The following is a 26,575-nucleotide window of genomic DNA, read 5'->3' on the forward strand; positions in this document are numbered from 1 at the left end:
ACGATGAAAATCCGCGCACAGATCGGCATGGTGCTCAACCTCGACAAATGCATCGGCTGCCACACCTGTTCGGTCACCTGCAAGAACGTCTGGACCAGCCGCGAAGGGGTCGAGTACGCCTGGTTCAACAACGTCGAATCCAAGCCGGGCATCGGCTACCCCCGCGACTGGGAGAACCAGCAGCGCTGGAACGGCGGCTGGCGGCGCAAGCCGAACGGCCGCATCGAGCCGCGCATCGGCGCCAAGTGGCGGGTGCTGGCGAACATTTTTGCCAACCCCGACCTGCCCGAGATCGACGACTACTACGAGCCGTTCAACTTCGACTACGAACACCTGCAGAGCGCCCGCGAGTCCCAGGCCTTTCCGACGGCGCGCCCGCGCTCGGCGATCACCGGCGAGCGCATGGAGAAGATCGAATGGGGGCCGAACTGGGAGGAGATTCTCGGCGGTGAATTCGCCAAGCGCAGCGCCGATGTCAACTTCGAGGGGGTGCAGAAGGAGATCTACGGCCAGTTCGAGAACACCTTCATGATGTACCTGCCGCGGCTGTGCGAGCATTGCCTCAACCCGGCCTGCGTCGCCGCCTGCCCCTCCGGCGCCATCTACAAGCGCGAGGAAGATGGCATCGTGCTGATCGACCAGGACAAATGCCGCGGTTGGCGGATGTGTGTCTCCGGCTGTCCCTACAAGAAGATCTACTACAACTGGTCGAGCGGCAAATCGGAAAAGTGCATCTTCTGCTTCCCGCGCATCGAGTCGGGACAGCCGACGGTCTGCTCCGAGACCTGCGTCGGCCGCATCCGCTACCTCGGCGTGCTGCTCTACGACGCCGACCGCATCGAGGCGGCGGCCAGCGCAGCGGATGAGCGCGACCTCTACCAGGCGCAGCTCGACCTCTTCCTCGATCCGCACGACCCGGCGGTGATCGCCCAGGCGCGCGCCGACGGCATTCCTGAGAGCTGGCTGGAGGCGGCCCGCCATTCGCCGGTGTGGAAGATGGCGATGGAGTGGAAGATCGCCTTTCCGCTGCATCCGGAGTACCGCACGCTGCCGATGGTCTGGTATGTGCCGCCGCTGTCGCCGATCCAGTCGGCCGCGACCGCCGGGCAGATCGGCATCGACGCCGGCCTGCCGGATGTGCGCTCGCTGCGCATTCCGCTGCGCTACCTCGCCAACATGCTGACCGCCGGCGACGAGGCGCCCGTCGCCTTGGCGCTGGAGCGGATGCTGGCGATGCGCGGCTACATGCGCGCCAAGAGCGTCGAGGGGCGCATCGATGAGTCGATCGCCGAGCGGGTCGGGCTGTCCGGCGCGGTGATCGAGGAGATGTACCGGATCATGGCGATCGCCAACTATGAAGACCGCTTCGTCATCCCCACCGCCCGCCGCGAGGCGCACGAGGATCTCTACGCGTTGCGCGGCAATTGTGGCTTCTCTTTCGGCAACGGCTGCTCCGGCGGCAGTTCGAAGGCCGAGCTGTTCACGCCGGTGAAACTGTTCAGCCCGGCGCAGGGCAGTCAATCGCACAACCCCGGGGAGGTGCTGAAATGAGCCTCACCTTCAAGGCGCTGTCGGCGCTGCTCTGCTATCCGAGTGAGACGTTGCAGGCGGCCATCGCCGAGATTCGCGGCCTCATCGCGGCTGAAGGGCAAATCGCGCCGGCGGTTCTGGCCGAGCTGGAGGGCTTCTGCGCCTTCATCGAGCAGAGCGATCTGATCGACCTGCAGGAGCACTACGTGGCGCTGTTCGACCGCAGCCGCCAGTTGTCACTCCACCTGTTCGAGCATGTCCATGGCGAGAGCCGCGACCGCGGCCAGGCGCTGGTCGATCTGGCTGCGCTCTATGAACAGGGCGGACTGGAGCGGGTCGACAACGAGCTGCCGGACTACCTGCCGCTGTTCCTCGAATACCTCTCGACCCGACCGCTCGACGAGGCCCAATCGCTGCTGGCCGAGACGCTGCAGATCCTCGCCGCCCTCGAAGAGCGGCTGCGGGCACGCGACAGCGGCTATGCCAGCCTGCTGCGGGCCATTCGCAGTGCAGCCGGCGACCAGTCGCTCCCTACCGTGACGGTCAACCTGGCGAGCGATCTGCTGGCCGAACTCGATGCCGAGTGGGCCGAGCCGCCGGTGATCTTCGGTCCCGGCGCGGCGGCCTGCGAAGGCGCGGGCGCGACGGTGGCCAGCGTTCCCCTGTCAGCCGTGCCCCGACGGGCGCGGCAAACCTGAATCCGACGGAGAAGCACCCATGTCCGCGACCCTCAACATGACCCTGTTCGGCTGGTATCCCTATCTCTGCCTGACCATCTTCCTGCTCGGCAGCCTGCTGCGCTTCGACCGCGAGCAGTACAGCTGGAAGACCGGCTCCTCGCAACTGCTGCGCAAGCGCCAGCTGCGCTGGGGATCGAACCTGTTCCATGTCGGCATCCTGACCATTCTGGCCGGCCACTTCGTCGGCCTGCTCACGCCGATCGAGATCTTCGATCAGTTGGGCATCAGCCACGGCTTCAAGCAGACGCTCGCCATCGTCGTCGGCGGTCTGGCCGGCGTGGTCTGCTTCATCGGCATCACGCTGTTGGCCCACCGGCGGCTGTTCGATGCACGCATCCGCGCCACCTCGAGCGTCGGTGACATCGCCATCCTGCTGCTGCTCTGGCTGCAACTCACGCTGGGGCTCTGCACCATCTTCGTCTCGCTCGGACATCTGGATGGCCACGAAATGGTCAAGTTCATGGCGTGGGCCCAGGGCATCGTCACCCTGCAACCGGCTGCCGCGGTCCATGTCGCCGATGTCCATCCGATCTTCAAGGCCCACCTGCTGTTGGGGCTGACGCTGCTGTTGCTGTTCCCCTTCACCCGGCTGGTGCACATCTGGAGCGCGCCGATCTGGTACCTCGGTCGGCCCGGCTACCAGATCGTCCGCCGCCGCGCCCAGCCGCCGCGCAATGCCTGAGGAACGGATCATGCAGCACAACGCAGCCGATTTTCCGAATCAGGGCGTCATTCCACTGTTCAACCTGGACGCGGATCCGCCCCAGGCGGCACACGCCACGCCAGCGATGCTGACGGTCAACGGCCAGCCGATCGCGCCGCAGCGCATCGCCGCCGAGATGCAGCACTTTCCGGGCGATCAGTTCGAGAGCAGTTGGCAGCAGGCCGCGCGGGCGCTGATCATCCGCGAACTGCTGCTGCAGCAGGCGCGCCGGCTGGCGCTCGACGCCATCCCGCAGGCCGAGCCCCAGGGCGGCATTGAAACCGAAGAGGATGCGCTGATCCGCACCCTGATCGAACGGGAGGTTCCGCCATGCGAAGCCCCGGCCGAGCAGGTGCGCCGCCACTACGACGACCACCCCGAGCGTTTCATGACCCCGCTGCTGCATGAGGCCGAGCACATCTTGGTCGCCGCGCGCCGTGATCAGGCCGACGCCTTTGCCGCCGCACGCGCCAAGGCGGAGCAACTCCATGCACGGCTGCAACAGGCCCCGGAGCGGTTCGCCGAACTGGCGCGCGCTTTCTCCGACTGCGCCTCGGGCGCCGACGGCGGCCGTCTCGGCCAGCTCGGCCCGGGCGAGACCACGCCACCGTTCGAAGCCGCCCTGCAATGCCTCGCACCGGGTGAGCTCTCCGCCCCGCTGGAGACTGCCTACGGCTTCCATCTGATCCGCCTGCTCCGGCGCGGCGAACCCCAGCGCCTGCCGTTCGAGGCGGTCAGCGCCACCATCGCCGCCCGCCTCGCCGAACAGGCGCAGCGCCGCGCCATCGCCCGCTACATCGCCCAGCTGATCGAGCAGGCCGACATTCAGGGCTTCACACCCGAGCCGCCGTTGCGCTGAATCCCTGCGGATTGTCCGACCGGTGCCGATGCCGCACACTGGAGCACCCACCCAGTACAGCGGAGGTCAATCATGGAACTGTCGGAACTGATCGCGCACTACGCCGATGTCTGGAGCCAGCCCGACCGCGCGCGTCGGCAGCAACTGCTCGAATCGGTCTGGGATGAGCAGGGCACCTATGCCGACCCGTTCGGTCTCGTGGCCGGCAGAATGGCGCTTGTCGACCACATGGGGGCGTTCATTCAGCAATATCCGGGGTCACGTCTCGAGCGTACCAGCGAGATCGACGCGCACGATCGCTACTTTCGCTTCAACTGGCGCATGTTGAACGCCGATGGAACGCTCTTTGTCGAAGGGATCGACTTCGGCGAGCTGTCTCCCACCGGTCAACTGCAACGCCTGGTCGGCTTCTTCGGAGCGCTGGAAGCGAAGGGGTAGGGTGCGACGAATCCTGTAACCGCTGCGGCCCGCCTGATTCCTCTTCTCGCCGACAAAGCGTCCTGCTGTGTGTTCTCTCGCGAGCCTCTGATCGGTTTTCAGCGAACGTCAGCACTGTTGTGGTGCGTATCCGGTTGGGGTGGTGATCCAATTCCGGGCCAGAGTGATGGGCGTGTGTTGTTGTGACTGTGCACTGCCGCCGAAGCGTGCTGCGGGCACAAATATTGCCTTTTATGCGCCACATCGGTTACCGCCATCACCGCGAGAAGCAGCCATTGCATGATCATCCGTCACACCGACACTTTCACCGCCATCCGTGCCCTGCGTCAGGTGGTCGAGGCGCTGTCGCTGGAGGCCGATTTCGAGGCGTTCTTTCGCAAGGCGGCGGGCGCGGCGGCGGATCTGGTCGGCGCTGACGCGGCGGCGCTGATCTTGCTGAACGATGATGGCCAGCTCGAATATCAGTTCTTTCTCGGCGTGCCGGATGGGTACAGCGACAAGTTTCTCGGCTATCGCTTCGGGGGGCAGGCGGGCGTTGCCGGCGAGGCTTTGACGCACCGTCGTCCGGTTTTCGTGCCGGACTATCCAGCGCATCCGGGCGCCATTGCGGAGTTCGTGGCGAGCGGGCTGCGCGCCAATCTTGCCGTGCCGCTGCACAGCGCGGGCGAGGCGGTCGGTGTGCTGGTGGTCTCCTGGTTCAGGAATGCGGTGCACGCGCCCGACCAGGCGCTGCTGTCACTGCTGAGCACCATTGCCGCCCAAGTCGGTCTTGCTCACCATCGCTGGCGACTCGAACAGCGTCTGGAGCACCGCGCCAACCATGATGACCTGACGGGTCTGCCGAACCGAGGCCATTTTCTCGAACGTCTGCAACAGGCGGTGGCCGATGGTCGACGCTACGGGCGGCGCTACGCACTGATGGTGATCGACCTCGACGGCTTCAAGGCCGTCAACGACCGGGCCGGGCATGCGGTCGGCGATGCCCTGCTGCGCGACGTGGCGCAGGGGCTGCGCGAGGTGGTGCGTGGCGGCGACGTGATCGCCCGCCTCGGCGGCGACGAGTTCGTACTGCTGATGGAGTTCCAGTCCTGGCCGGAGGAGCCGGCCACCGTAGCGGCGCGCGTCAAGGCACGCTTGACGCTGCGCGTGGCGGTGGCGGGTGGCACCACGGCGGTGACGCCGAGCATTGGCATCGCGGCTTTTCCCGAAGACGGCGACGACGCCGGCACGCTGCTCGCCAATGCCGATCTGGCGATGTACGAGGCCAAACGGCGCCATGGCGAGCGTGAGGTCTGCTTCTTCAACCGCTCCATCGCACAGGCCGTGCGCCAGCGCGAAGTGCTGCTGGAGGAGGTGGAGCAGGCGCTCAACGACGGCCGCTTCGTTCTGCACTATCAGCCGATCGTCGAGCTGCCGGGTGGCCACATGGTGGCGGTCGAGGCGCTGCTGCGCTGGCCACAGCCCGACGGCAGCCTGCGTCCACCGGTCAGCTTCATCCCGGATGTGGAGCGCCACAGCCGGCGCCTGATGGTCGCACTCGGCCGCTACGTGCTGCGCAGCGCGCTGGCGCAGGCTGCGGCGTGGCACCGGCAGGGCCACCCGATCGCCGTGTCGGTGAACGTGTCGGCACGGGAGTTTCTGGAGGAGGGTTTTCTCGCCAGCCTCACCGAACTGCTGGCCGATCACGGCGACCTGCCGCGCGAGCGGCTGATGCTGGAGATCACCGAAACCGCGGCGCTCGAAGACCTGCCGCGCGCGCAGGCACTGATGCAGGCCTGTCGTGAACTCGGCGTGCGTTTTGCCATCGATGACTTCGGTGCTGGCCACGCCTCGCTCGCCAACCTGCGCGAGCTGCCGGTCGACCGGCTCAAGATCGACCGTGCCTTCGTCGCCGGCCTGCCGGACGCGGACGGTGACCGGGCGGTGGTGCAGGCGATCCTGGCGGTCGCCAAGGCATTCGGCGTCGGCGTGGTGGCGGAGGGTGTGGAGAGATCTGCCCAGTCGCAAACCCTGCAGGAGCTCGGCTGCCGTGTCATGCAGGGCTACCATTTCGCCCGGCCGATGCCGGCGGCGCTGATCACCGAGCGCCTCGACGCCGAGCGGCAGGCGAGTCCGAAATAACGCCGCCCGCGTCTTCGCCAGTGCGGCATCGCATCCGCAGGGCTGGTGGCTCAACGCCCCCAGTCGGCGAACAGCCCCTGTCGGGCGGCCTCGGTGATGGCCGCCACGCCGGGGTGGGTGATGCGGCGCTCCACCGTGATGACGTGGAACTCCTCGATCAGGTCGGTGGCCTCGCCCAGGCAGGTCGCGTCATATTGCCGACACACCGAGGCGTCGAGCACCCGCGGCGCGATAAAGACGCCCAGTCCCTGCATTCCCAGTGACTTGACCATCGCGCTGTCGTCGAACTCGCCCACCACCCGCGGACGCAGTTTGTGCTTTCCAAGCCACTGGCGCAGACGCAGGCCCATTGCCGACTCGCTGCCCGGCGACAGCAGCGGTGCCCCGTCGAGCAGTTGGGGAAAGGGTCTGTCGAAGGTCGCCGCCAGCTGGTTCGCAGCGTAGAAGCCCACATGCGAGCCGCCCAGTCGATGGGTGTAGGCGCTCACGCTCAGGGCCGGTGGCATGGGGCGGTCCGACAGGACCAGCTCCAGCCGGTGCACCGACAGGTCGGCCAGCAGACTCTCGATCTTGCCCTCGCGGCAGATGACCCGGAAAGGCTGTGCCCCCACCATGGCCGGTGTCATCAATTGGCCGGCCACCAGCTTGGGCACGGCATCGACGATGCCGACCCGCAGTTCAACCGGGCGCTGGACGCCGCGGGGTTGCCGCAGCAGCTCTTCCAGCTCGGAACCCAAGTGGAAGATGTCGCGCGCATAGCTGTAGACCAGCTCGCCGGTTTCGGTCAGCTCCAGCTTGCGGCCCTTCTTGCGAAACAGTGGTCGTCCGATCGCCTCTTCGAGCAACTGGACCTGGCCACTGACCGTCTGGGGGGTGACGTGCAGCTGCTCACTGGCCCTGATCACCCCTCCCAGGCGGGCGACGGCCCAGAAGTATTGCAAGTGCCGGTAGTTCACTTCGATTTTTCCTTATTGAGTTTTAATCAAATTCGAATTTACGTGAGAAAACCTGACCGGTAGGTTGCAATGCATGTCCAACCTGCACCGAGGCGCATCCAATGAACGTGTCGATCTGCACCCAAGGCATCAGGCTCTCCCGTGAAGAGCACGACCATCTCCACGGCCGTTTGCGGCAGCTGCTGGCGCGCTTCGGTCAGCGCGCCATGGGCGTGACCCTGCATCTGAGTGATGTGAATGGCCCGCGTGGCGGAGTCGACAAGGAGTGCCATCTGGTGGTCGAACTGGTGGACACCACTGCGGTGGTGCGCGACCGCGGCGATCACCTGCTTGCCGTGGTCGACCGCGTGCTGCACCGTGCGGTGCAGACCATCGGCCGCCAGATTGGCAAAGCCCGTGACCGGGCCGTGCGTGCCCCCCAATTGGGGCGGCACCGGGCCGGAGGCAACCGTCATGGCTTGCAGACATTGGATGATGCCAGCGCGGTGACCTGAATCTTCAACCATTTTTCGATCATCGATTGAGGGAGTGCATCATGTCAAAAGATCCGAACCACCAGACCCGCGCGCTGCTGCTGGGCAGTGCCGAGCGTGAAAGCACGGCCTTGTCGGTCGACAGCCGACGTGTGCTGCGCAACACCTATGCCCTGCTGGGCCTGACGCTGGCGTTCAGCGCCGCGGTGGCCGGCCTGTCGATGCGTCTGGGGTTGCCGCATCCGGGCCTGCTCCTGACGCTGATTGGCTTTTTCGGCCTGAGCTTTCTGATCAACAGGACCGCCGACAGCGGCTGGGGGGTGCTGTCGGTGTTCGCGCTGACCGGTTTCATGGGTTATACGCTGGGCCCGCTGCTGAGTTCCGTGCTGTCTCTGCCAAATGGCAGTGCCGTCGTCACCAACGCGCTGGGAACCACTGCCGTCGCCTTCCTCGGGCTGTCGGCCATTGCGCTGACGTCGAAGCGTGACTTCAGCTTCATGGGCAAGTTTCTGTTCATCGGCGTGCTGGTGGCCTTTGTTCTGGGTCTGGGCGCGCTCTTCTTCGAGATGCCGGCCCTGAGCCTGGCGGTGTCGGGCATGTTCGTGCTGCTGATGAGTGGCATGATCCTCCATGAAACCAGCCGCATCGTGAACGGTGGTGAGACGAACTATGTGCTGGCGACCACCAGCCTGTTCGTCTCCCTCTACAACCTGTTCGTCAGCCTGCTGGCGCTGTTCGGCCTGGGCGGCAGCGACGACTGAGCGTGGGCTGATCGCGGCCGATTCCGCAGCCCGAACCGGTGGTGACAGGTTCGGGCTTTTTTTCTTTCATGGGTGATGTTCAGGAGATGCTGCTGGCGGCAGGGTGATTCCGGTCAGCCTGCGGCCGATCTGATCTCGCCAAGCAGCGGTCGCAGAAAATGTCCGGTGTGGGAGTCGGGGTGTGTGGCGATCTGCTCCGGCGTGCCGCAGGCGATCAGGGTGCCGCCCTGGTCGCCGCCTTCGGGTCCGAGGTCGATGATCCAGTCGGCGGTCTTGATCACGTCGAGGTTGTGTTCGATGACGACGATGCTGTTGCCTTCGTCGCGCAGCGAATGCAGCACCTGCAGCAGCTGCTGGATGTCGTGGAAGTGCAGGCCGGTGGTGGGCTCGTCGAGGATGTAGAGCGTGCGGCCGGTGTCGCGCTTCGACAGCTCCTTGGCCAGCTTGACCCGCTGGGCCTCGCCGCCGGAGAGGGTGGTGGCCGACTGGCCGAGGCGGATGTAGCCCAGACCGACATCGAGCAGGGTTTGCAGCTTGCGCGTCAGCATCGGCACCGCCGCGAAGAACTCCCGCGCCTCCTCCACGGTCATCTCCAGCACCTGATGGATGCTCCGGCCCTTGTAGAGGATTTCGAGCGTCTCGCGGTTGTAGCGCTTGCCCTGGCAGAGGTCGCAGGGGACGTAGACATCGGGCAGAAAGTGCATCTCCACCTTGATCAGGCCGTCGCCCTGACAGGCTTCGCAGCGGCCACCCTTGACGTTGAAGCTGAAGCGTCCGGCCTGATAGCCGCGTGAACGCGCCTCCTGGGTGCCGGCGAACAGGTCGCGGATCGGGGTGAACAGGCCGGTGTAGGTGGCCGGGTTGGAGCGTGGCGTGCGGCCGATCGGGCTCTGGTCGATGTCGATCACCTTGTCCAGCAGTTCCAGTCCGTCGATGCCGTCGCAGGGGGCGATCGGCAGCGGGCCGGCGCCATTGAGCCGGGTGGCGGCGAGCGGGTAGAGGGTGTTGTTGATCAGCGTCGACTTGCCGGAACCGGAGACGCCGGTGACGCAGGTCATCACGCCCAGCGGAATGGCGACATCGATGCCGCGCAGGTTGTTGCCACGGGCGTTGCGCAGCCTGATCCAGCGCTCCGCCTGGGGCGCCACCCGCCGTGCCGGCACCGCGATGTGCCGCCGTCCGGCCAGATAGTCGCCGGTGATCGACGCCGGATTGGCGATGATCTCGGCCACGCTGCCCTGGGCGACCACCTGGCCGCCATGCAGGCCGGCGCCGGGGCCGATGTCGATCAGGTGGTCGGCCTGACGGATCGCATCCTCGTCATGCTCGACCACGATGACGGTGTTGCCGATGTCGCGCAGGTGGAACAGGCTGCGCAGCAGCCGTTCGTTGTCGCGCTGGTGCAGCCCGATCGAGGGTTCGTCGAGGATGTACATCACCCCGACCAGGCCGGCGCCGATCTGGCTGGCCAGGCGGATGCGCTGTGCCTCACCGCCGGAGAGGGTCTCGGCGCCGCGGTCGAGGCTCAGATAGCCGAGGCCGACATCGGTCAGAAAGCGCAGGCGGGCGCCGATCTCCTTGATGATCTTGCTCGCGATCTCGGCGCGCTGCCCCTGCAGGGTCAGGGTGTCGAAGAGGTGCAGCGCCTCGGCCACCGGCAGGCGGCTCACCGCCGGCAGGTTCCAGTCATGGATGAAGACATGGCGTGCCTCCTCACGCAGCCGGGCACCGCCGCAGTCGCCGCAGGGGTGGCTGCTGAGGTATTTGGCCAGCTCTTCGCGCACCGACAGCGAGTCGCTTTCGCGGTAGCGCCGCTCCATGTTCGGCAGGATGCCCTCGAAGGTGTGACGCCGCTTGAACAGGTCGCCACGGTCATTCATGTATCTGAAGTCGATCTGCTCGTCGCCGCTGCCATGCAGGATGATCTCCTGATGGCGCTTCTTCAGCTTGGCAAAGGGCAGGTCGAGGCTGAAGCCGCAGTGGTCGGCCAGCGAACTGAGCAGGTGAAAGTAGTAGACATTGCGGCGGTCCCAGCCGCGAATGGCCCCCTCGCTCAGGCTCAGCTCGGGGTTGGGAACGATGCGCTGGAGGTCGAATGACTGCTTCACTCCGAGCCCATCGCAGCTGCTGCAGGCACCGGCCGGGTTGTTGAACGAGAACAGCCGCGGCTCCAGCTCCTTGATGCTGTAGCCGCAGTGGGGGCAGGCGAAGCGGGCCGAGAAGATCAGCTCTTCGCCATCATCGAGCAGCACCTTGGCGATGCCGTCGCTCAACTGCAACGCGGTCTCGAACGACTCGGCCAGCCGCAGTTGCAGGTCGCTGCGTGGCCGGAAGCGGTCGACCACCACCTCGATGCTGTGCTTGCGGTTTTTCTCGAGCAGTGGCGCTTCGTCGAGCTCGACCACGCTGCCGTTGATGCGGGCGCGGATGAAGCCCTTGGCCTTCAGCGTCTCCAGCAGCTGCAGATGCTCGCCCTTGCGCTCCTGCACCACCGGCGCCAGCAGAATCAAGCGCCGTTCGGGGTCGAGCGCCAGCACCTGATCGACCATCTGGCTGACGGTCTGGGCATTGAGCGGCGCCTGGTGCCGGGGGCAGCGCGGTTCGCCGACCCGCGCGAAGAGCAGGCGCAGGTAGTCATGGATTTCGGTGACGGTGCCGACCGTCGAGCGCGGGTTGTGCGAGGTGGCCTTTTGCTCGATCGAGATCGCCGGCGACAGCCCTTCGATGTGGTCGACGTCGGGCTTCTCCATCATCGACAGAAACTGCCGGGCATAGGCCGACAGCGATTCGACATAGCGCCGCTGTCCCTCGGCATAGAGGGTGTCGAAGGCCAGCGAGGATTTGCCCGAACCGGAGAGTCCGGTGATGACGATGAGCTGGTCGCGCGGCAGTTCGAGGTCGATGTTCTTCAGATTGTGCGTGCGTGCCCCGCGAACGACGATCTTATCCATGCGCAGCCCTGTATTGCGGACGAAAAGGACCGATTATACGGCGGCAGCGTCACTGCCGATATTGCGTGCCGGGGAGGGGTTGTCTTGCCAAGCATGGTTGCATCGCCGACCATGCGGTTCGGTGTCTGCGGGCAGTAAAGGAGAGTGCACAATGCAGAGTGGCGAAAGCAACCGTTCCAGTCCGCTGCGGCGCACGCTGATCGCACTGCCGATCGGTCTGTTGCTGCTGGTGTGGACCGGGCTGTCGTTCTACTGGAGTCGCAAGCCGGCACTGTTCGACGTGCGCGCCGAGGCGGCGACGCAGCTGGCGCAACTGGGTGGCCCGACCACGCCGCCGCCCGGCACCGTGGTGACGGCCACCGCGATCGGCATCGGCACACGGTTGCTCGACAAGCCGGGCGGTTACCTCGGCAATGACCTCTTTCCGCCCGGCGTCTGGCTCGATGACATCGCCAACTGGGAGTTCGGGGCGCTGACCCAGTTGCGCGACCTGACCGAGGCGATGCGTGAATCCTTCAGCCGCTCGCAGTCACAGTCGGCCGAGGACCGCGACCTGGTCATCGCCGAACCGCAGTTCAAGTTCGACAACGCCAGTTGGGCGCTGCCATCGACCGAGGGCGAGTATCGCCAGGGGCTCAGGGCACTGCGCAGCTACCTGCAGCGCAGCAGCGACGACAATCACAACGATGGGCAGTTCCATGCCCGGGCCGACAACCTCAACTTCTGGCTGGCGACGGTCGAAACCCGCCTCGGCAGCCTGTCGCAGCGGCTGAGCGCCAGTGTCGGCCAGGTGCGGATTGACACGACTTCGGGCGGCACGGTCGATGCGACCGCCGCAGCGCCGGCGGCAGTCGAGCAGATGACCCGCACGCCCTGGTTGCAGATCGATGACGTCTACTACGAGTCGCAGGGCTCGGCCTGGGCGCTGCTGCACATCCTGAAGGCGGTCGAGGTCGATTTCGCCGAGGTGCTGCAGAAGAAGGGGGCCCAGGTGAGCCTGCGGCAGATCATCCGCGAGCTCGAAGCGACCCAGCGACCGCTCACCAGCCCGATGGTGCTCAACGGTGACGGCTTTGGCCTGTTCGCCAACCATTCACTGGTGCTGGCCTCCTATATCAGTCGCGCCCACGCCGCCATCATCGATCTGCGCCAACTGCTGTCACAGGGATGACTGCCGGCGGGTAGCGCTCATGCAGCGAAACCGAGCGCCCGGCCTCGACCACCATGCGGGCATGGTGGCGGCGCAACTGCCGGGGCGACTCGACGCCGCAGGCGTGGGCGATCACCGCCACCTCCCGTTCCAGATTCTGCTGGTAGTGGCGCACCCGTTCGGCCTTGTCGGTAGGGTCGAGCCCCTGCTGCAGGTCGATGCGGTGGGTGGTGATGCCGGTCGGGCAGTTGTTCTGGTTGCACTTCAGCGACTGGATGCAGCCCAGTGCGAACATGAAGCCGCGTGCCGAATTGATGCAGTCGGCGCCCATGCAGAGCGCCCAAGCCACCTCGACCGGGTTGATCAGCTTGCCCGAGGCCACCACCTTGATGCGCTCGCGCAGGCCATGGGTGACCAGCGTGTCGACCACCAGCGGCAGGCTCTCGCGGATCGGCAGTCCCATGTAGTCGAGCAGGCTCTGTGGCGCGGCACCGCTGCCCCCTTCGGCGCCATCGACGGTGATGAAATCGGGCGCGCTGTCGAAACCGCGGCAGTTGAGCTCGATGCAGAGCTGATCGAGCCAACTGCTCTCGCCGATGCAGGCCTTGATGCCGACCGGCTTGCCGGTGGCCCGTCTGACCCGGTCGATCAGCGTCAGCAGACCGTCGATGTCCCGGGCGTCGAGGTGGCCAGCCGGACTCAATGAGTCGTGGCCCATCGGGATGCCGCGAATCGCGGCGATCTCCTCGGTCACCTTGGCGGCCGGCAGGATGCCGCCCTTGCCCGGCTTGGCCCCCTGGCTCAGCTTGATCTCGAACAGCCGTACCGACGGATTGGCGGCGATCCGTGCCAGCTTCTCTTCACTCAGATTGCCCTGCGGGTCGCGCGCGCCGTACTTGGCGGTGCCGAGCTGGAACACCAGGTCGGCACCGCCTTCCAAGTGATAGGGCGACAATCCGCCCTCGCCAGTGTTGAGCCAGCAGCCGGCCAGCGCCGCACCGCGTGACAGTGCCAGCACAGCGGGTCTGGAGATGGCGCCATAACTCATCGCCGAGATGTTGAAGAACTTGTCGGCCTGATAGGGGTGGGGCGTATCGGGTCCGATCACCACCGGCGCCGGCGGTTCCGCGGCGGCGGTCGGGAAGGTGCTGTGAACGAAGAAGAGTGCGCCGGGCGTGGCCAGGTTGTTGGTCGAACCAAAGGCGGCGGTCTGTTCGAGGTTCTTGGCGGCGCGGTAGACCCAACTGCGCTCGGCGCGATTGAAGGGCAGCTCCTCGCGGTCCATGGCGAAGAAGTATTGCCGGAAGAACTCTCCCAGCCACTCGAACAGATAGCGAAAGCGGCCGATCAACGGAAAGTTGCGGCGGATGGCGTGGCTTTTCTGATGTCTGTCGATGAAATACCAGGCCAGCAGCGTCAGGCAGAGCGCACCCAGCATGAAAATGAACAGCACCGCCAGAAGGTCCAGAAGGGTGGTGAACCAATGCATCGGCGCTTGCATGAACATCTCCTTGGCACTGCGAACATGAATGGATCTCGACCCGCCATTATAATCCGCTGTTCCAGAGGAGACGGGGCGTGGAGCGGGTCATGAGAGTCATCAGTTTCAACATCAACGGATTGCGTGCCCGGCTGCATCAGCTCGCAGCAGTGATCGAGCGGCATCGGCCGGACATCATCGCACTGCAAGAGACCAAGGTGAGCGACGCCGAGTTCCCGCAGGCGGCCATCGACGCGCTGGGCTACCATGTCGTCTACCATGGCCAGAAAGGCCACTATGGCGTCGCACTGCTGAGCCGGGTTGCGCCGCGCCAGGTCGAATGCGGCTTTTCTGGTGACGGCGCCGAGGCACAGTGCCGGCTGATCCGGGCTGACTATCCCCTGGCCGATGGCGGCGAACTGTCGGTCATCAATGGCTACTTCCCGCAGGGTGAGAGCCGCGACCATCCGGTCAAGTTTCCGGCCAAACAGAAGTTCTACCGTGACCTGCGACAACTGCTCGATGCCGACTATGATCCGGCGCGGCGATTGATCGTCACCGGTGACCTCAACGTCTCGCCGGCCGACATCGACATCGGCATTGGTGAAGAGAACCGCAAAAGATGGCTGCGCAGCGGCAAATGCAGTTTTCTGCCGGAGGAGCGCGCCTGGTTCGCCGAGCTGCTGGCCTGGGGGCTGCAGGACAGCTACCGCGTGCTTCATCCCGACCGCGATGACCTCTACAGCTGGTTCGACTACCGCAGTCGGGGCTTCGAACAGCAGCCGCGACGCGGTCTGCGGATCGATCTGCTGCTGGCCACGCCCGGCATGATCGATCGGCTGCAGCAGGTCGGCATCGACTACGACATCCGCGGCATGGAGCGGCCCTCCGACCACTGCCCGGTCTGGGCCAGCTTCGATTGCGGTGTCGGGGTGCAAGAAGGTTGAAATCGTGTTGCCGCATCGGTAAGATGCCGCCTCATTTTGGATCAGGGTATCAGGCAACAGTTTTTTATGAAGACTCTAAGCGCAAAACCGGCCGAAGTCCGGCGGGAGTGGCTGCTGGTCGATGCCGACGGCAAGACCTTGGGTCGGCTCGCCAGTGAAATCGCCCAGCGTCTGTGGGGCAAGCACAAGCCGATCTTCACCCCGCATGTCGACGCCGGCGACTACATCGTCGTGATCAATGCCGAGAAGATTCGGGTCACCGGCAGCAAGCGCACCGACAAGACCTACTACCGTCACACGGGTTATCCGGGCGGGCTCAAGAGCAGCTCTTTCGAAGAGATGATCGGCAGCCATCCTGAGCGCGTCCTCGGTGCAGCGGTCAAGGGCATGCTGCCCAAGAACTCGCTGGGTCAGGCGATGTTCAAAAAGTTGAAAATCTATGCGGGCTCCGAGCATCCGCATGCGGCGCAACAACCGCTTCCGGTTGATTTGTAACATCTTTCAGAACGAGATCAGGATCGATTCAGGCTATGGCGCAGACACACTATTACGGCACCGGGCGCAGAAAGACGGCTGCCGCGCGGGTTTACCTTCGGGCGGGCAGCGGCACCATCACGGTCAACGATCGGCCGCTTGACCAGTATTTTGGTCGGGAAGTGGCGCGCATGGTGGTGATGCAACCGCTCGAAGCGGCCAATCTGGCCGGCCGGTTCGATGCCAAAATCAGCGTCAGCGGTGGCGGCAGCTTTGGTCAGGCCGGTGCGATTCGTCATGGCATTGCCCGTGCGCTGGTCCAGTACAACGAAGATCTGCGTGGCACCCTGCGCAAAGAGGGCCATCTGACCCGCGATGCGCGCGAGGTCGAACGCAAGAAGATCGGTCTGCGCAAGGCGCGCAAGCGGCCACAATACTCGAAGCGTTGACAGGGCCTGTCTGGGCAGCGCAGCGCAGGGGTTCCGTTTTCGAACATTGCAAAACGCCCAGTTCCTGTGTTCTGGGCGTTTTTTTTGGTTCCATGAACAACGGCAGGCAGTGGTCCGGCTTGTCACGCAAAGCGGAAATCATTAGAATTTCGCCGGTTTTGCGCGTGTCATCTGCGGTGGATCGGCGCATTTTTCGGTGGCTTTTCAGCGGCTGCCGACCCTTCACTGGGCGTCCAATCGCATCCAGTATCCGTCAAGAAGAACATATTGATCGAGGAGTGAAAAACTCATGAGCAGTGAAGGCGAGGTCAATGCCGGCAGGCGGCGATTCCTGATCGGCGCCACCTCGGTGGTGGGTGCCGTGGGGGTGGTTGGTGCCGCGGTGCCCTTTGTCGGCTCCTGGAACCCGAGCGCGAAAGCCAAGGCGGCGGGAGCGCCGGTCAAGGCCGATCTCAGCAAGCTCGAGCCCGGCCAGATGGTGGTGGTCGAGTGGCGCGGTAAACCGGTGTTCGTCGTGCGTCGCACCAAGGAGGCGCTGGACCAGCTGACGAAGATGGATGCCGTGCTGGCCGACCCGGCAGGCGCGGTCACCTCCCAGCAGCCAGAGTCGATCAAGTCGCCCTATCGTTCGATCGAGCCTGAGTACCTGGTGGTGCTCGGCGTCTGCACCCACCTGGGCTGCTCGCCCAAGTTTCGTCCGGAACTGGCGCCGGCCGATCTCGGCGCTGACTGGAAAGGTGGCTTCTTCTGCCCCTGTCACGGCTCGCGCTTCGACCTGTCGGGCCGGGTCTACAAGGGGGTGCCGGCACCCACCAATCTGGAAGTGCCGCCCTACAGTTTCGTCGGTGATAAAGTGATTCTTATCGGTTCGGAAGAGGGGGCTGCCTGATGAGCAACTGGATCAGCGGGCTGATCGGCTGGGTGGACGAGCGTCTGCCGATCGTCGAAGCCTATGAAAGGCACATGAGCAAGTACTATGCGCCGAAGAACTTCAACTTCTGGTACTTCTTCGGCGTGCTGGCGATGCTGGTGCTGGTCAACCAGCTGTTGACCGGCATCTGGTTGACGATGAGCTACAACCCCAGTGCCGAAGGCGCCTTTGCCTCGGTCGAATACATCATGCGCGATGTCGAGTGGGGCTGGTTGCTGCGCTACATGCATTCGACCGGTGCTTCGGCCTTCTTCGTGGTGATCTACCTGCACATGTTCCGTGGCCTGCTCTACGGCTCCTACAAGAAGCCGCGCGAACTGATCTGGATCTTCGGCATGATGATCTATCTGGCGCTGATGGCCGAGGGCTTCTTCGGTTACCTGCTGCCATGGGGCAACATGTCGTTCTGGGGTGCGCAGGTGATCGTCTCCCTGTTCACCGCCATCCCCTACATCGGCGAGCCGCTGGCGCAGTGGGTGCGCGGCGACTACCTGATCTCCGGCATCACGCTGAACCGCTTCTTTGCGCTGCATGTGGTGGCACTGCCGATCGTGCTGCTGGCGCTGGTGGTGCTGCACCTGCTGGCGCTGCACGAAGTCGGTTCCAACAACCCCGATGGCGTCGAGATCAAGAAGCTGAAGGACAAGGACGGCATTCCGCTCGATGGCATCGCCTTCCACCCCTACTACACGGTGCATGACATCGTCGGGGTCGTGGTCTTTCTGGCGGTGTTCTGTTCGGTGATCTTCTTCTTTCCGGAGATGGGTGGCTACTTTCTCGAGTTTGCCAATTTCGAGCCGGCTGATCCGCTGAAGACCCCGGCACACATCGCGCCGGTCTGGTACTACACCCCCTTCTACGCGATGCTGCGGGCGGTGCCCGACAAGTTCGGCGGGCTGGTGGTGATGGCCGGTGCGATTGCGATCCTGTTCGTGCTGCCCTGGCTCGATCGCAGTCCGGTCAAATCGATTCGCTACAAGGGGTTGTTGAGCAAACTCTTCCTGTGGGTGTTCGGAATCAGCTTCCTGATCTTGGGCGTGCTGGGCGCGATGGCGCCGACGCCACAGCGGACCCTGCTCGCGCAGGTCTGCACCGTGCTCTATTTCGCCTACTTTTTCCTGATGCCCTTTTACACCCGGCTCGAGAAGACCAAGCCGGTTCCGCAGAGAGTGACAGGCTGATGAAAAAAATTCTGAAAATACTCATCCTCGGCTGGTTGCCACTGCTGGCGTGGGCCTCGGGCGAAGAGGTCGCGCTGGACCATGTCAAGATCGACCCCGCCGACAGGCATGCCCTGCAGCGCGGTGCGGCCCTCTACATGAACTACTGCATGGGCTGTCATTCGCTCAAGTACGAGCGTTATGAAAAGCTGTCGCTGGGGCTGGGCGTGCCGCCTGAACTGTTCATGAAGCATCTGGTGTTCGGGCAGGCCAAGATCGGCGATCTGATGACGAATGCAATGCCGCCGGCCAATGCCAAGCGCTGGTTCGGTGCAACGCCACCCGATCTGACGCTGGTCACGCGCCTGCGTGGCAGCGACTGGGTCTACAGCTATCTGCGTGCCTTCTACACCGATCCGGCCCGGCCATGGGGTGTCAACAACGTGGTGTTCAAGGATGTCGGTATGCCCAATGTGCTGCGGGAGCTTCAGGGCGAGCAGCGCATGGTCTGCAAGCAGGTGCCGCAGCTTGCCGAAAACGGCGGCATCAAGCGTGACCCGCTGAGCGGCCAGAACATCACCGTTGAGGATTGTCATCAACTGCAGGTGGTCGAAGGCAGCGGCAAGCTCTCGGCCAAACAGTTCGACACGGCGGTCAGCGATCTGGTCAACTTCCTGGCCTATGTCGCAGAGCCCGAAAAGCTCGAGCGCCATCGGCTTGGCGTCTACGTGCTGCTGTTCCTCGCCTTCTTCTTCGTGGTGGCCTACATGCTGAACCGCGAGTACTGGAAAGACGTCCACTGAGACGCGTCTCCTTCCGTCCTGGGGCGGGCGAATCCAATCGCCCGCCCTTTTCTGTTTCTGCGCGGGGTTGCGGCCTTGGCCGCGAGAACATTTCTGCATGGTACGGATAACAACCTGATCTTCGTCATCCATCGAGGTATTGGCTTTGAAATCGCAACGTGCTGAATTGCGCATTGGAATGATCACCAAGCGTTCATCCATGACGTTTCTGTCTGGCGCCACGGACCACTACAGCCACCGGGTGCGCATCGTTCTGGCCGAGAAGGGGGTCACTGTCGATCTGATCGAACTGACCGAAGAGACCAAGCCGACCGATCTGGTCGAGATCAACCCCTACAACACGCTGCCGACGCTGGTCGACCGGGAGCTGGTGCTCTATCAGCCCAACATCATGATGGAGTATCTGGATGAACGTTTTCCCCATCCGCCACTGCTGCCGGTCTATCCGGTCGCGCGGGCGCAGAGCCGCCTGCTGATCTACCGCATCGAGCGCGACTGGTCGCCGCTGGCCGACCGGATCCTCGGTGGCGAGGAGAAGGAGACGACCCTCAACAAGCTGCGCAAGGAGCTGCGTGACAGCCTGGTCGGCGTGGCGGCGATCTTCGAAGAGGCGCCCTTCTTCATGAGTGAGGAGTTCTCGCTGGTCGACTGTTGCGTCGTCCCGCTGCTGTGGCGCCTGCCGTTGATGGGCATCGAACTGCCGATCCGGCAGATCAAGCCGATGGCCAAGTACATGGAGCGGATGTTCGAGCGTGAATCCTTTCAGGCCAGCCTGACCGATCAGGAACGGGAGATGCGCTGACCGCGCCCGTTTCGGCCAATCTTTCAGGGTGCAGCCATGCCGTCGATGAGTTCACAGCGCCCCTATCTGTTGCGAGCGATCCACCAATGGATCCTCGACAACGGCTGCACGCCCTATCTGGTGATCGACGCCGACGCGCCGGGGGTGCAGGTGCCGAGACAGTATGTCAATGAAGGCAGGATCGTGCTCAATGTGGCGCCAGGGGCGGTGAATGCGCTGATCATCGGCAACAGCGAGATCGATTTCGATTGCCGGTTCGGTGGCGTGTCGACCCACCTGACCCTGCCGCTGCATGCCGTGCGCGGCATCTATGCCAAGGAGAATGGTCAGGGGCTGATCTTCGATCCCAATGATGAGGAGCCGCCGCCCGGCGGTCCGGACCGCACGGCTGGCAAGTCGTCACCGCGCCATCTTTCGGTGGTGAAGTAGGGGTGCGTGCGCGCTGTTGCGGCGCGCGATTCGTCACATCTCGATGCTGCCGAACAGCTGATTGTCGATCAGGTCGCACAGGCAGTGGATGACCAGCAGATGCACCTCCTGGATGCGTGCCGTCACCTCGGAGGGGACGCAGATCTCGACATCCACCTCTCCCAGCAGATTGCGCAGTTCACCGCCGCCCTTGCCGAGCAGCGCCACCACCTGCATGCCACGGTCATGGGCCGCGCCGACGGCCTGCAGCAGATTGGGTGAGTTGCCGCTGGTGGTGATCGCCAGCAGCAGGTCGCCGGCCTGACCCAGCGCACGCACCTGCTTGCTGAACACCTCGTGGTAGCTGTAGTCGTTGGCGATGGCGGTCAGGGTCGAGCTGTCGGTGGTCAGGGCGATGGCTGGCAGACCGGGTCGTTCGCGCTCGAAACGGTTGAGCAGCTCCGACGAGAAGTGCTGGGCGTCGCCGGCGGAGCCGCCGTTGCCGCAGGAGAGAATCTTGCCGCCCTGCAGCAGGCAGGAGACCATCATCTGTGCGGCCAGTTCGATGCTGGGGCCGAGCAGCTCCAGTGCGGCCTGCTTGGTGGCGATGCTCTCCTGGAACAGGTCGAAGATGCGTTGTTGCGTGTTCATGGTTCAGTGGGTCGAGTGAAAGGCATCCTGAATCCAGCGGGGTTGTAGCGCTGGACCCTGCTGCGCGGCGGGATCGAAGGCGACGACGTCGAAGCGGCAGGGCAGGTCGCGGTATTGCGGCTGTCGTTGCAGATAGTGGTGCGCGGCGGTGGTGATGCGCCGCTGTTTGCTGGCATCGACACTCTCGGCGGCGCTGGCGAAGCGGCCGCCTGAGCGGTAACGCACCTCGATGAACACCAGTGTCTGCCGATCACGCATGATCAGATCGATCTCGCCACCACGGCAGCGGTAGTTGCGGGCCACCAGCCGCAATCCGGCCCGTGACAGATGGTCGAGCGCACTGGCCTCGGCCTCGGCGCCGATGCGCCGGTTGCGTTGCCGGTCGAACAGCTTCATCGTGCTGGTCCGCTCCCGGCTGCGGGCAGTCTGACCACGACACCATTTTCGAACCGGGTCGGAACCTGTTCGCGCTGGATGCGGCGATCGGCATCGAGCCGCAGCAGGCCGGTGGCACCATGCAGTTCGGCGCCTGGCGCCTTGAGCTGTTCGAGCGCCGGGAGCAGGTCGAGGGCATCGCGGCCGAGCGCATAGAGCCGCGCATGGTCCGGATAGGCGGCCGGCCAGAGGGCGGCGATTTCGGCCCGTTCGGTAAAGGCCGGGTCGACCAGCCAGGGAATGTCATTGAAGATGATGCCGTCGAGCGCGCTGTCCTGTCGGGGATTGCTGCGGCCCGCGTAGAGCGTGGTGACGCCGTAGAGCGGCAGGTCGCCGGCGAAGTAGAGCCGGAACAGCGGCGCGATCAGCCGACCCTGTTCCGGCGCGGCGATCAGGACGATGCAGTCGATGTCCTGTCGACGGCTGGCGGTGGCGGCGGTGCCATCAACCGGAGCGGTCGCGCTGCCGGCGACAGTCGGGGCAGCAGGTGCCGTGACCTGCAACAACTGCCGGACCGCCTGCGCATGATCGGCCGTGGCCTCGTTGAAGCTGGCGCTGGCGACCACTTCGCCGCCCAGCTTGTGCCACTCGGTGCGAAAGGCGCGCTCCAGCCGCCGGCTCCAGGGGCTGTCGGCAAACAGCAGCGCGGCGCGGCGTTGGCCGGCGCTGCTGGCCTGCCGGGCCGTCAGTTGCGCACTGACTTCGTTGGCCAGACCGAACTGATGGAGATTGGGCTGTGGTGTCACCCCTTCGGGCAGGTAGTTCAGTGCCAGCACCGGAATGTCGAGCGGCTGCTGGTTGAGGGCCTCGACCATCTCCTTCGGCAGCGGGCCGATGATCGCATCGACCTTGAGCGCTTGCGCCTGGGGCAACCAGCTGGCCTGGGGCGTGGCGGCGCTGTCGATCAGCACCAGTTCCGGCAAGGGTTGCTGGGCAGCGAGCTGCTGGTAGTAGCGGGCCATGAAGCCATCGCGCACCACCTCACCGGCGGCGGCCAGCGGTCCGGACAGCGGCAGCAGCAGCAGCACGCGAGCGTGACCTTGCTGTTGCGCGGCCTCCAGCGGACGCAGTGTGTCGGCGATCCCGGCGGGTGGTTCGATGGCGGCCGGATGGCGGGGCCAGCGGCTGCGCCAGTCGGCCAGGGCGGCCAGCCGTTGCGGGTTGGCTTCGGTGAACTGCCGGTCGAGCGCGGCCAGCTCCAGCCAGCCGCGCAGGTCGTTGTCCGGCAGTGCCCGCGCGGTGGCGCGCAGGCGATCGGGATTGACCCGTCCGAGCAGCGTCCAGATCTGCCGATGGTTGTCACCACGGGCGGTTTCGGCCAGCAGCGGGTCGGCCAGGATGCGTTCACGCGCGGCGAGCAAAGGCTGATCCTTGGCTTCGAACCAGCGTGCGCGCAGCAGCGAGAGCCGGGCGAGGGTGGATGCATCGTTCAGTTGCTCGAACTGGGCCGAGGGCAGGTTGAACCAGTTGGAGGCGGCATCGATCTGGTTGCTGTCGAGGGCGATCTCGGCCCGCAGCAGTGCCAGACGCCGGCGGCCGTCGAGTGGCAGCAGTCCGATGTCGAGCGGGCCGCTGAGTTGATCGGCTTCGGCGATCTGCTGCTGTTGCAGACGCTGTTCGGCGGCCAGGATCAGGTATTCTTCGCGCTGCGGAGAAGAGAGCTTTTCAGCCTGTTTCAGCAGCGCTTCAACGGTGAGCTGCTCGGGCGTGCCGGGCGGCGGCTCGACCGGCCGGGTGGAGACGCAGCCGGCGGCGGTCAACAGCCACAGCAGGGCGAGCAGCCAGGCACCGGGGCGCGCGGATCGAAACTGGAGAGTTGAACAGGGCATGGGAGTCGGCAACAGAGGGTGATGCTTGAGTGAGTGGGACAACCGCAGTCAGTTTCGAAGGTCTGTTGGCGCCGGCGCTCTACATCGTGGCGACACCGATCGGCAACATGGGCGACATCACCCTGCGTGCGCTCGAGGTGCTGCGTGGTGTCGATCTGATCGCTGCCGAGGATACCAGACATAGCCGGGGCCTTCTAAGCCATTTCGGCATTTCCACCCCGATGACCGCCTACCACGAACACAGTTCGGAGCGGGTCAGGGAGCGGCTGCTGGCGCGCATTCTCGCCGGCGAGCGGGTGGCGTTGATCAGCGACGCCGGCACGCCGACCATCTCCGACCCCGGTTACCGGCTGGTGAAACGGGTGGCGGAGGCTGGTGGGCGGGTGATTCCGATTCCCGGTGCCAATGCCGCCATTGCCGCACTGTCGGTGGCGGGGCTGCCCAGCGATCGCTTCGCCTTCGAAGGTTTTCTGCCGTCCCGTGAAGAGGCGCGCAGTGCGCAGTTGCAGCGGCTGGTCAACGAAAGTCGGACGCTGCTCTTTTATGAGGCACCGCACCGTCTGGTCGCCACCCTCGAGGCGATGGTGGCGGCTTTCGGTGCCGAACGGTCGGCGGTGGTGGCACGTGAACTGACCAAGCTGCATGAGTCGGTGCGGCGCGCCACGCTGGCGCAACTGGCCGAGCGCTTCCGTGGCGGCGAGGAGTCGGCCCGCGGCGAGGTGGTGATCGTCGTGGCCGGTTGCGAGCGCGAGGTGACACTGTCGCAGCAGCAGGCCGAGCGGATGCTGCGCGAACTGCTGACTGAACTGCCACTGGCGCGGGCGGCGCGTCTGGCCAGCCGCATGACCGGGCTCGAGCGCGACTGGCTCTATGCCCGCGGCGTTGCCTGGCAGCGCGGCGACGACGCGGATCGGTCCGAAAAGTGACCCCGGCGCTTGCATTTGCCGGGCGTTGGCACTAGCTTGGCTGCGCGACGGTGGTTCAGCCGTTGCCACCATAACAACACTTTTTTCTCCCTGTCAGCGTCCGCCGGCGCGAGTCGGCAGCACCCAGACTGGGCAGGGAGCCGCGAGGAGTCATCCATGGATCTCAGGTACGGCAAAGAGTACGAAGATTTTCGGCAGGAGGTGCGCGCCTTTCTGGCCAAGCATGGCCACAAGTCGCCCAGCCTGCAGGGCGAGATGGGGCGACCCACTGCCCAGGCGCGCGAGTGGCAGGCACTGCTGATCGAGCAGGGCTATGCGGCCCGCACCATCCCCAGACAGTATGGCGGCTATGGCGGCGAGCCCGATGTGCTCAAGAGCGTCATCGTCGACCAGGAGTTCGACCAGGCCGGCGTCTCCAAGGGGTTGAGTGGCCAGGGCATCTCGATGCTGGTTCCAACGCTGCTCGAACTCGGTACCGAAGAGCAGAAGCAGCGCTGGATCAGGCCGACCATCACCGGCGAGATCTTCTGGTGTCAGGGCTATTCGGAGCCGAATGCCGGCAGCGACCTGGCCAGCCTGCAAACCCGCGCCCATGTCGAGGGCGATGAGTTCGTCATCAACGGCCAGAAGATCTGGACCAGCTCGGCCCACTTCTCCGACATGATGTTCGTGCTGGTGCGCACCGAGGCCGACGCGCCCAAGCACATGGGCATCAGCTACCTGCTGCTGCCGATGACGACACCGGGCATCGAGGTGCGCCCGCTGGTCACCATGACCGGCGATGCCACCTTCAACGAGGTCTTCTTCACCGACGTGCGTCTGAAGACCGACCAGATCGTCGCCAGGCGTGGCGATGGCTGGATGGTGGCCAATGCCACGCTGAAGCATGAGCGCGGCATGCTGGGTGACCCGTCGCAGAGCGCCAACCTGTTGCACCAGGTGACCGAGCTGCTGACCAGCGAGACCGTCGATGGCGTGCGGCTGATCGACAGCCCGCTCTACCGCGATCGGCTGATGCGGTTGCAGGCGCGGGTGGCCTCGATGCAGTGGCACAGCATGCGGCTGCTGACCAACACCCTCAAGAACGAGCTGGAGCTGATGCCGATCCTGGTGGTCAAGCTGATCGGCACCCACCTCAACCAGGACATCTGCGCACTGGCGATCGATGCCCTCGGCGAGCTGGGCATTCTCTACGACCAGAGCAAATACCTGCGTGCAATGGGCATGTGGCAGAGCCGCTACATGTTCAGCCTCGGCCTGATCATCGGCGGCGGCACCTCGCACATTCAAAAGAACATCATCAGCGAACGTGGACTCGGCATGCCGCGCGAGCCCAAAGCGGTCAGCGCCTGATTCAGGGGGAACAACAAGATGGAATTTGGTCTGTCATCGGAACAGAAACTGCTCAGCGAAACCGTCCGTCGCTTCGTCGAGCAACAGGTCCCACTCGACCGGGTGCGTCAGATCGCAGCCGAGCGCAGCGGGTTCGATCAGGCAATCTGGCAGGGGCTCGCCGACCTCGGCGTGCTCGGCATCATCGTGCCCGAGGAGTATGGCGGTGCGGGACTCAGCTTCTTCGACGCTGCGCTGGTGCAGGAGCACCTCGGCTGGGCGGTCACCCCGGCCCCCTACAGCAGCACGGCGCTGATGGCGCCGGTCGCCTTTCTGCATGCCGCCACCGAAATGCAGAAGCAGGTGTGGCTGCCGAAGATCGCCGCCGGCGAGGTGAAGATCGGCGTGGGGCTGAGCGAGGCGGTGGGTGCCCGTGAAGGGGCGGGACTCACGCTGAAAGAGGGCAAGCTCCATGGCAAGGCACTGTTCGTGCTCGATGCCATGGTGGCCGATCTGCTGCTGCTGGCGGTGGGGCGCGATACCCTGGTGCTGGTGCCGGCGAATGAAGCGGGTGTCACCCGCAATGCGCTCAACAACATCGACCGCACCCGCGGTCTGGCCGAGCTGCTGTTCGATGGCGCCACTGCCATTCCGCTCGGCAGCGTCGGCGGTGCCGCCACGGCGATCCGCAAGACGATCGACGCCGGCCGGGTGGCCCTGGCGGCCGACAACCTCGGTGCGGCGCAGCGCATGATCGAGAAGACCGTGGTCTATTCGCTCGAACGCAAGCAGTTCAACCGGCCGATCGGCTCGTTCCAGGGCTACAAGCACATGTGTGCCGAGATGGCGGCCGAGCTCGAACCCTCGCGCTCGCTGGTCTGGTACGCGGCGCACTGCCAGAGCGAGATTCCCAACGAGGCCAGCGTGATGGCCTGCCACGCCAAGGCGCACCTGGCCGAGGTCTGCACCGAGATCGCCAACAAGGCGACCCTCGGCCATGGTGGCATGGGCTTCACCGACCTGATGGGGGTGCACTACTGGTTCAAACGGATCGGCTACAACCGCCAGATTCTGGGTGGACCCGAAGCCGTGCGGGCCGATGCCGCGGCACTGCAGGGGCTGGTGGCCGCCTGAGGCGCAGCAGGCGCGCCAGCGGCTGGCGTGTCGAACATGAAAAGGGCATGGAGTGATCCATGCCCTTTTTTGCTGGGACTCCATCCGCGATCGGGGCTTGAGCTAGAATGGTCGCCTGTCTTCTACCCTGAC

26 protein-coding genes are annotated in these 26,575 nt (G+C 64.9%); 20 read left to right on the forward strand and 6 right to left on the reverse strand.

Translation table 11 applies throughout. The annotated features are described in order from the left end of the window. Positions 1-3: 3 nt before the first annotated feature. The 6 genes from narH to H7A13_01375 all read left to right on the forward strand — a co-directional run bounded on the left by narH (position 4) and on the right by H7A13_01375 (position 6,391). Complete coding sequence (gene narH / locus H7A13_01350) at positions 4-1,551, forward strand: nitrate reductase subunit beta (GenBank protein ID MCP5331999.1); 1,548 nt, start codon at positions 4-6, stop codon at positions 1,549-1,551. Beyond that, entirely contained in the window at positions 1,548-2,228 is a 681-nt protein-coding gene (gene narJ, locus H7A13_01355) for a nitrate reductase molybdenum cofactor assembly chaperone (GenBank protein ID MCP5332000.1), read from the forward strand. Before narH ends, narJ begins: the two co-directional genes overlap by 4 nt. 19 nt (positions 2,229-2,247) lie before the next feature. Further along, positions 2,248-2,952 carry a respiratory nitrate reductase subunit gamma gene (gene narI, locus H7A13_01360; GenBank protein ID MCP5332001.1) on the forward strand — a complete coding sequence of 235 codons (705 nt, stop codon included), beginning with the start codon at positions 2,248-2,250 and terminating at the stop codon, positions 2,950-2,952. 10 nt (positions 2,953-2,962) lie between these two features. After that, positions 2,963-3,832, forward strand: coding sequence for a peptidylprolyl isomerase (locus tag H7A13_01365; protein ID MCP5332002.1), 870 nt, complete (start codon positions 2,963-2,965; stop codon positions 3,830-3,832). Between the two features lie 72 nt (positions 3,833-3,904). After that, positions 3,905-4,270 carry a nuclear transport factor 2 family protein gene (locus H7A13_01370; protein MCP5332003.1) on the forward strand — a complete coding sequence of 122 codons (366 nt, stop codon included), beginning with the start codon at positions 3,905-3,907 and terminating at the stop codon, positions 4,268-4,270. Positions 4,271-4,549: 279 nt separating this feature from the next. After that, on the forward strand, positions 4,550-6,391 hold the full coding sequence (locus H7A13_01375) for an EAL domain-containing protein (GenBank protein ID MCP5332004.1): 1,842 nt from the start codon (positions 4,550-4,552) through the stop codon (positions 6,389-6,391). 50 nt (positions 6,392-6,441) lie between these two features. Here H7A13_01375 and nhaR read toward each other — a convergent pair whose 3' ends face one another. Next, a complete protein-coding gene (gene nhaR / locus H7A13_01380) occupies positions 6,442-7,347 on the reverse strand; it encodes a transcriptional activator NhaR (protein MCP5332005.1) in 906 nt (301 codons plus the stop codon). Between the two features lie 101 nt (positions 7,348-7,448). Between nhaR and H7A13_01385 the strand changes: the two genes are divergently transcribed. Both H7A13_01385 and H7A13_01390 read left to right on the forward strand, forming a co-directional pair. Next, complete coding sequence (locus H7A13_01385) at positions 7,449-7,841, forward strand: hypothetical protein (protein ID MCP5332006.1); 393 nt, start codon at positions 7,449-7,451, stop codon at positions 7,839-7,841. 41 nt (positions 7,842-7,882) lie between these two features. Beyond that, a complete protein-coding gene (locus H7A13_01390) occupies positions 7,883-8,581 on the forward strand; it encodes a Bax inhibitor-1/YccA family protein (protein MCP5332007.1) in 699 nt (232 codons plus the stop codon). A 113-nt stretch (positions 8,582-8,694) separates the two neighbouring features. Here H7A13_01390 and uvrA read toward each other — a convergent pair whose 3' ends face one another. Further along, positions 8,695-11,532 (reverse strand): excinuclease ABC subunit UvrA, encoded by a 2,838-nt coding sequence (gene uvrA / locus H7A13_01395; protein MCP5332008.1) that lies wholly within the window; start codon positions 11,530-11,532, stop codon positions 8,695-8,697. A gap of 151 nt (positions 11,533-11,683) precedes the next feature. Between uvrA and H7A13_01400 the strand changes: the two genes are divergently transcribed. Further along, entirely contained in the window at positions 11,684-12,703 is a 1,020-nt protein-coding gene (locus H7A13_01400; protein MCP5332009.1) for a DUF2333 family protein, read from the forward strand. On the opposite strand, the gene H7A13_01405 is transcribed toward H7A13_01400, so the two are convergent. Further along, positions 12,669-14,183, reverse strand: a complete 1,515-nt coding sequence (locus tag H7A13_01405) for an FMN-binding glutamate synthase family protein (protein ID MCP5332010.1) — start codon at positions 14,181-14,183, stop codon at positions 12,669-12,671. The genes H7A13_01400 and H7A13_01405 overlap by 35 nt on opposite strands. Before the next feature lie 89 nt (positions 14,184-14,272). Here H7A13_01405 and xthA point away from each other — a divergent pair, with 89 nt between their 5' ends. The 8 genes from xthA to H7A13_01445 all read left to right on the forward strand — a co-directional run bounded on the left by xthA (position 14,273) and on the right by H7A13_01445 (position 20,157). Continuing rightward, positions 14,273-15,109 (forward strand): exodeoxyribonuclease III, encoded by an 837-nt coding sequence (gene xthA, locus H7A13_01410; GenBank protein ID MCP5332011.1) that lies wholly within the window; start codon positions 14,273-14,275, stop codon positions 15,107-15,109. A gap of 66 nt (positions 15,110-15,175) precedes the next feature. Then, positions 15,176-15,604 carry a 50S ribosomal protein L13 gene (gene rplM / locus H7A13_01415; GenBank protein ID MCP5332012.1) on the forward strand — a complete coding sequence of 143 codons (429 nt, stop codon included), beginning with the start codon at positions 15,176-15,178 and terminating at the stop codon, positions 15,602-15,604. A 35-nt stretch (positions 15,605-15,639) separates the two neighbouring features. After that, positions 15,640-16,032 carry a 30S ribosomal protein S9 gene (rpsI, locus tag H7A13_01420; GenBank protein ID MCP5332013.1) on the forward strand — a complete coding sequence of 131 codons (393 nt, stop codon included), beginning with the start codon at positions 15,640-15,642 and terminating at the stop codon, positions 16,030-16,032. A gap of 289 nt (positions 16,033-16,321) precedes the next feature. Further along, entirely contained in the window at positions 16,322-16,921 is a 600-nt protein-coding gene (petA, locus tag H7A13_01425; GenBank protein MCP5332014.1) for a ubiquinol-cytochrome c reductase iron-sulfur subunit, read from the forward strand. A gap of 11 nt (positions 16,922-16,932) precedes the next feature. Then, positions 16,933-18,144 (forward strand): cytochrome bc complex cytochrome b subunit, encoded by a 1,212-nt coding sequence (locus tag H7A13_01430; protein ID MCP5332015.1) that lies wholly within the window; start codon positions 16,933-16,935, stop codon positions 18,142-18,144. Continuing rightward, on the forward strand, positions 18,144-18,926 hold the full coding sequence (locus tag H7A13_01435; GenBank protein ID MCP5332016.1) for a cytochrome c1: 783 nt from the start codon (positions 18,144-18,146) through the stop codon (positions 18,924-18,926). Before H7A13_01430 ends, H7A13_01435 begins: the two co-directional genes overlap by 1 nt. Positions 18,927-19,098: 172 nt before the next feature. Further along, entirely contained in the window at positions 19,099-19,728 is a 630-nt protein-coding gene (locus H7A13_01440) for a glutathione S-transferase N-terminal domain-containing protein (GenBank protein ID MCP5332017.1), read from the forward strand. 45 nt (positions 19,729-19,773) lie between these two features. Next, positions 19,774-20,157 (forward strand): ClpXP protease specificity-enhancing factor, encoded by a 384-nt coding sequence (locus H7A13_01445; protein ID MCP5332018.1) that lies wholly within the window; start codon positions 19,774-19,776, stop codon positions 20,155-20,157. Positions 20,158-20,190: 33 nt separating this feature from the next. On the opposite strand, the gene H7A13_01450 is transcribed toward H7A13_01445, so the two are convergent. The 3 genes from H7A13_01450 to H7A13_01460 are packed head-to-tail and all read right to left on the reverse strand — an operon-like array spanning position 20,191 to position 23,051. Beyond that, positions 20,191-20,787 carry a phosphoheptose isomerase gene (locus H7A13_01450; GenBank protein ID MCP5332019.1) on the reverse strand — a complete coding sequence of 199 codons (597 nt, stop codon included), beginning with the start codon at positions 20,785-20,787 and terminating at the stop codon, positions 20,191-20,193. Between the two features lie 3 nt (positions 20,788-20,790). Then, positions 20,791-21,183 carry a YraN family protein gene (locus tag H7A13_01455; GenBank protein MCP5332020.1) on the reverse strand — a complete coding sequence of 131 codons (393 nt, stop codon included), beginning with the start codon at positions 21,181-21,183 and terminating at the stop codon, positions 20,791-20,793. Beyond that, positions 21,180-23,051, reverse strand: coding sequence for a penicillin-binding protein activator (locus H7A13_01460; GenBank protein ID MCP5332021.1), 1,872 nt, complete (start codon positions 23,049-23,051; stop codon positions 21,180-21,182). Before H7A13_01460 ends, H7A13_01455 begins: the two co-directional genes overlap by 4 nt. 65 nt (positions 23,052-23,116) lie before the next feature. Here H7A13_01460 and rsmI point away from each other — a divergent pair, with 65 nt between their 5' ends. The 3 genes from rsmI (at position 23,117) to H7A13_01475 (ending at position 26,443) form a co-directional block, all read left to right on the forward strand. After that, complete coding sequence (gene rsmI, locus H7A13_01465; GenBank protein ID MCP5332022.1) at positions 23,117-23,977, forward strand: 16S rRNA (cytidine(1402)-2'-O)-methyltransferase; 861 nt, start codon at positions 23,117-23,119, stop codon at positions 23,975-23,977. A 156-nt stretch (positions 23,978-24,133) separates the two neighbouring features. Continuing rightward, complete coding sequence (locus H7A13_01470; GenBank protein MCP5332023.1) at positions 24,134-25,330, forward strand: acyl-CoA dehydrogenase family protein; 1,197 nt, start codon at positions 24,134-24,136, stop codon at positions 25,328-25,330. Positions 25,331-25,348: 18 nt separating this feature from the next. Beyond that, positions 25,349-26,443 (forward strand): acyl-CoA/acyl-ACP dehydrogenase, encoded by a 1,095-nt coding sequence (locus H7A13_01475; protein MCP5332024.1) that lies wholly within the window; start codon positions 25,349-25,351, stop codon positions 26,441-26,443. The last annotated feature ends 132 nt before the right edge of the window (positions 26,444-26,575 follow it).

The organism is Pseudomonadales bacterium, from assembly GCA_024234215.1.
Taxonomy (GTDB): domain Bacteria; phylum Pseudomonadota; class Gammaproteobacteria; order Pseudomonadales; family UBA5862; genus JACKOQ01.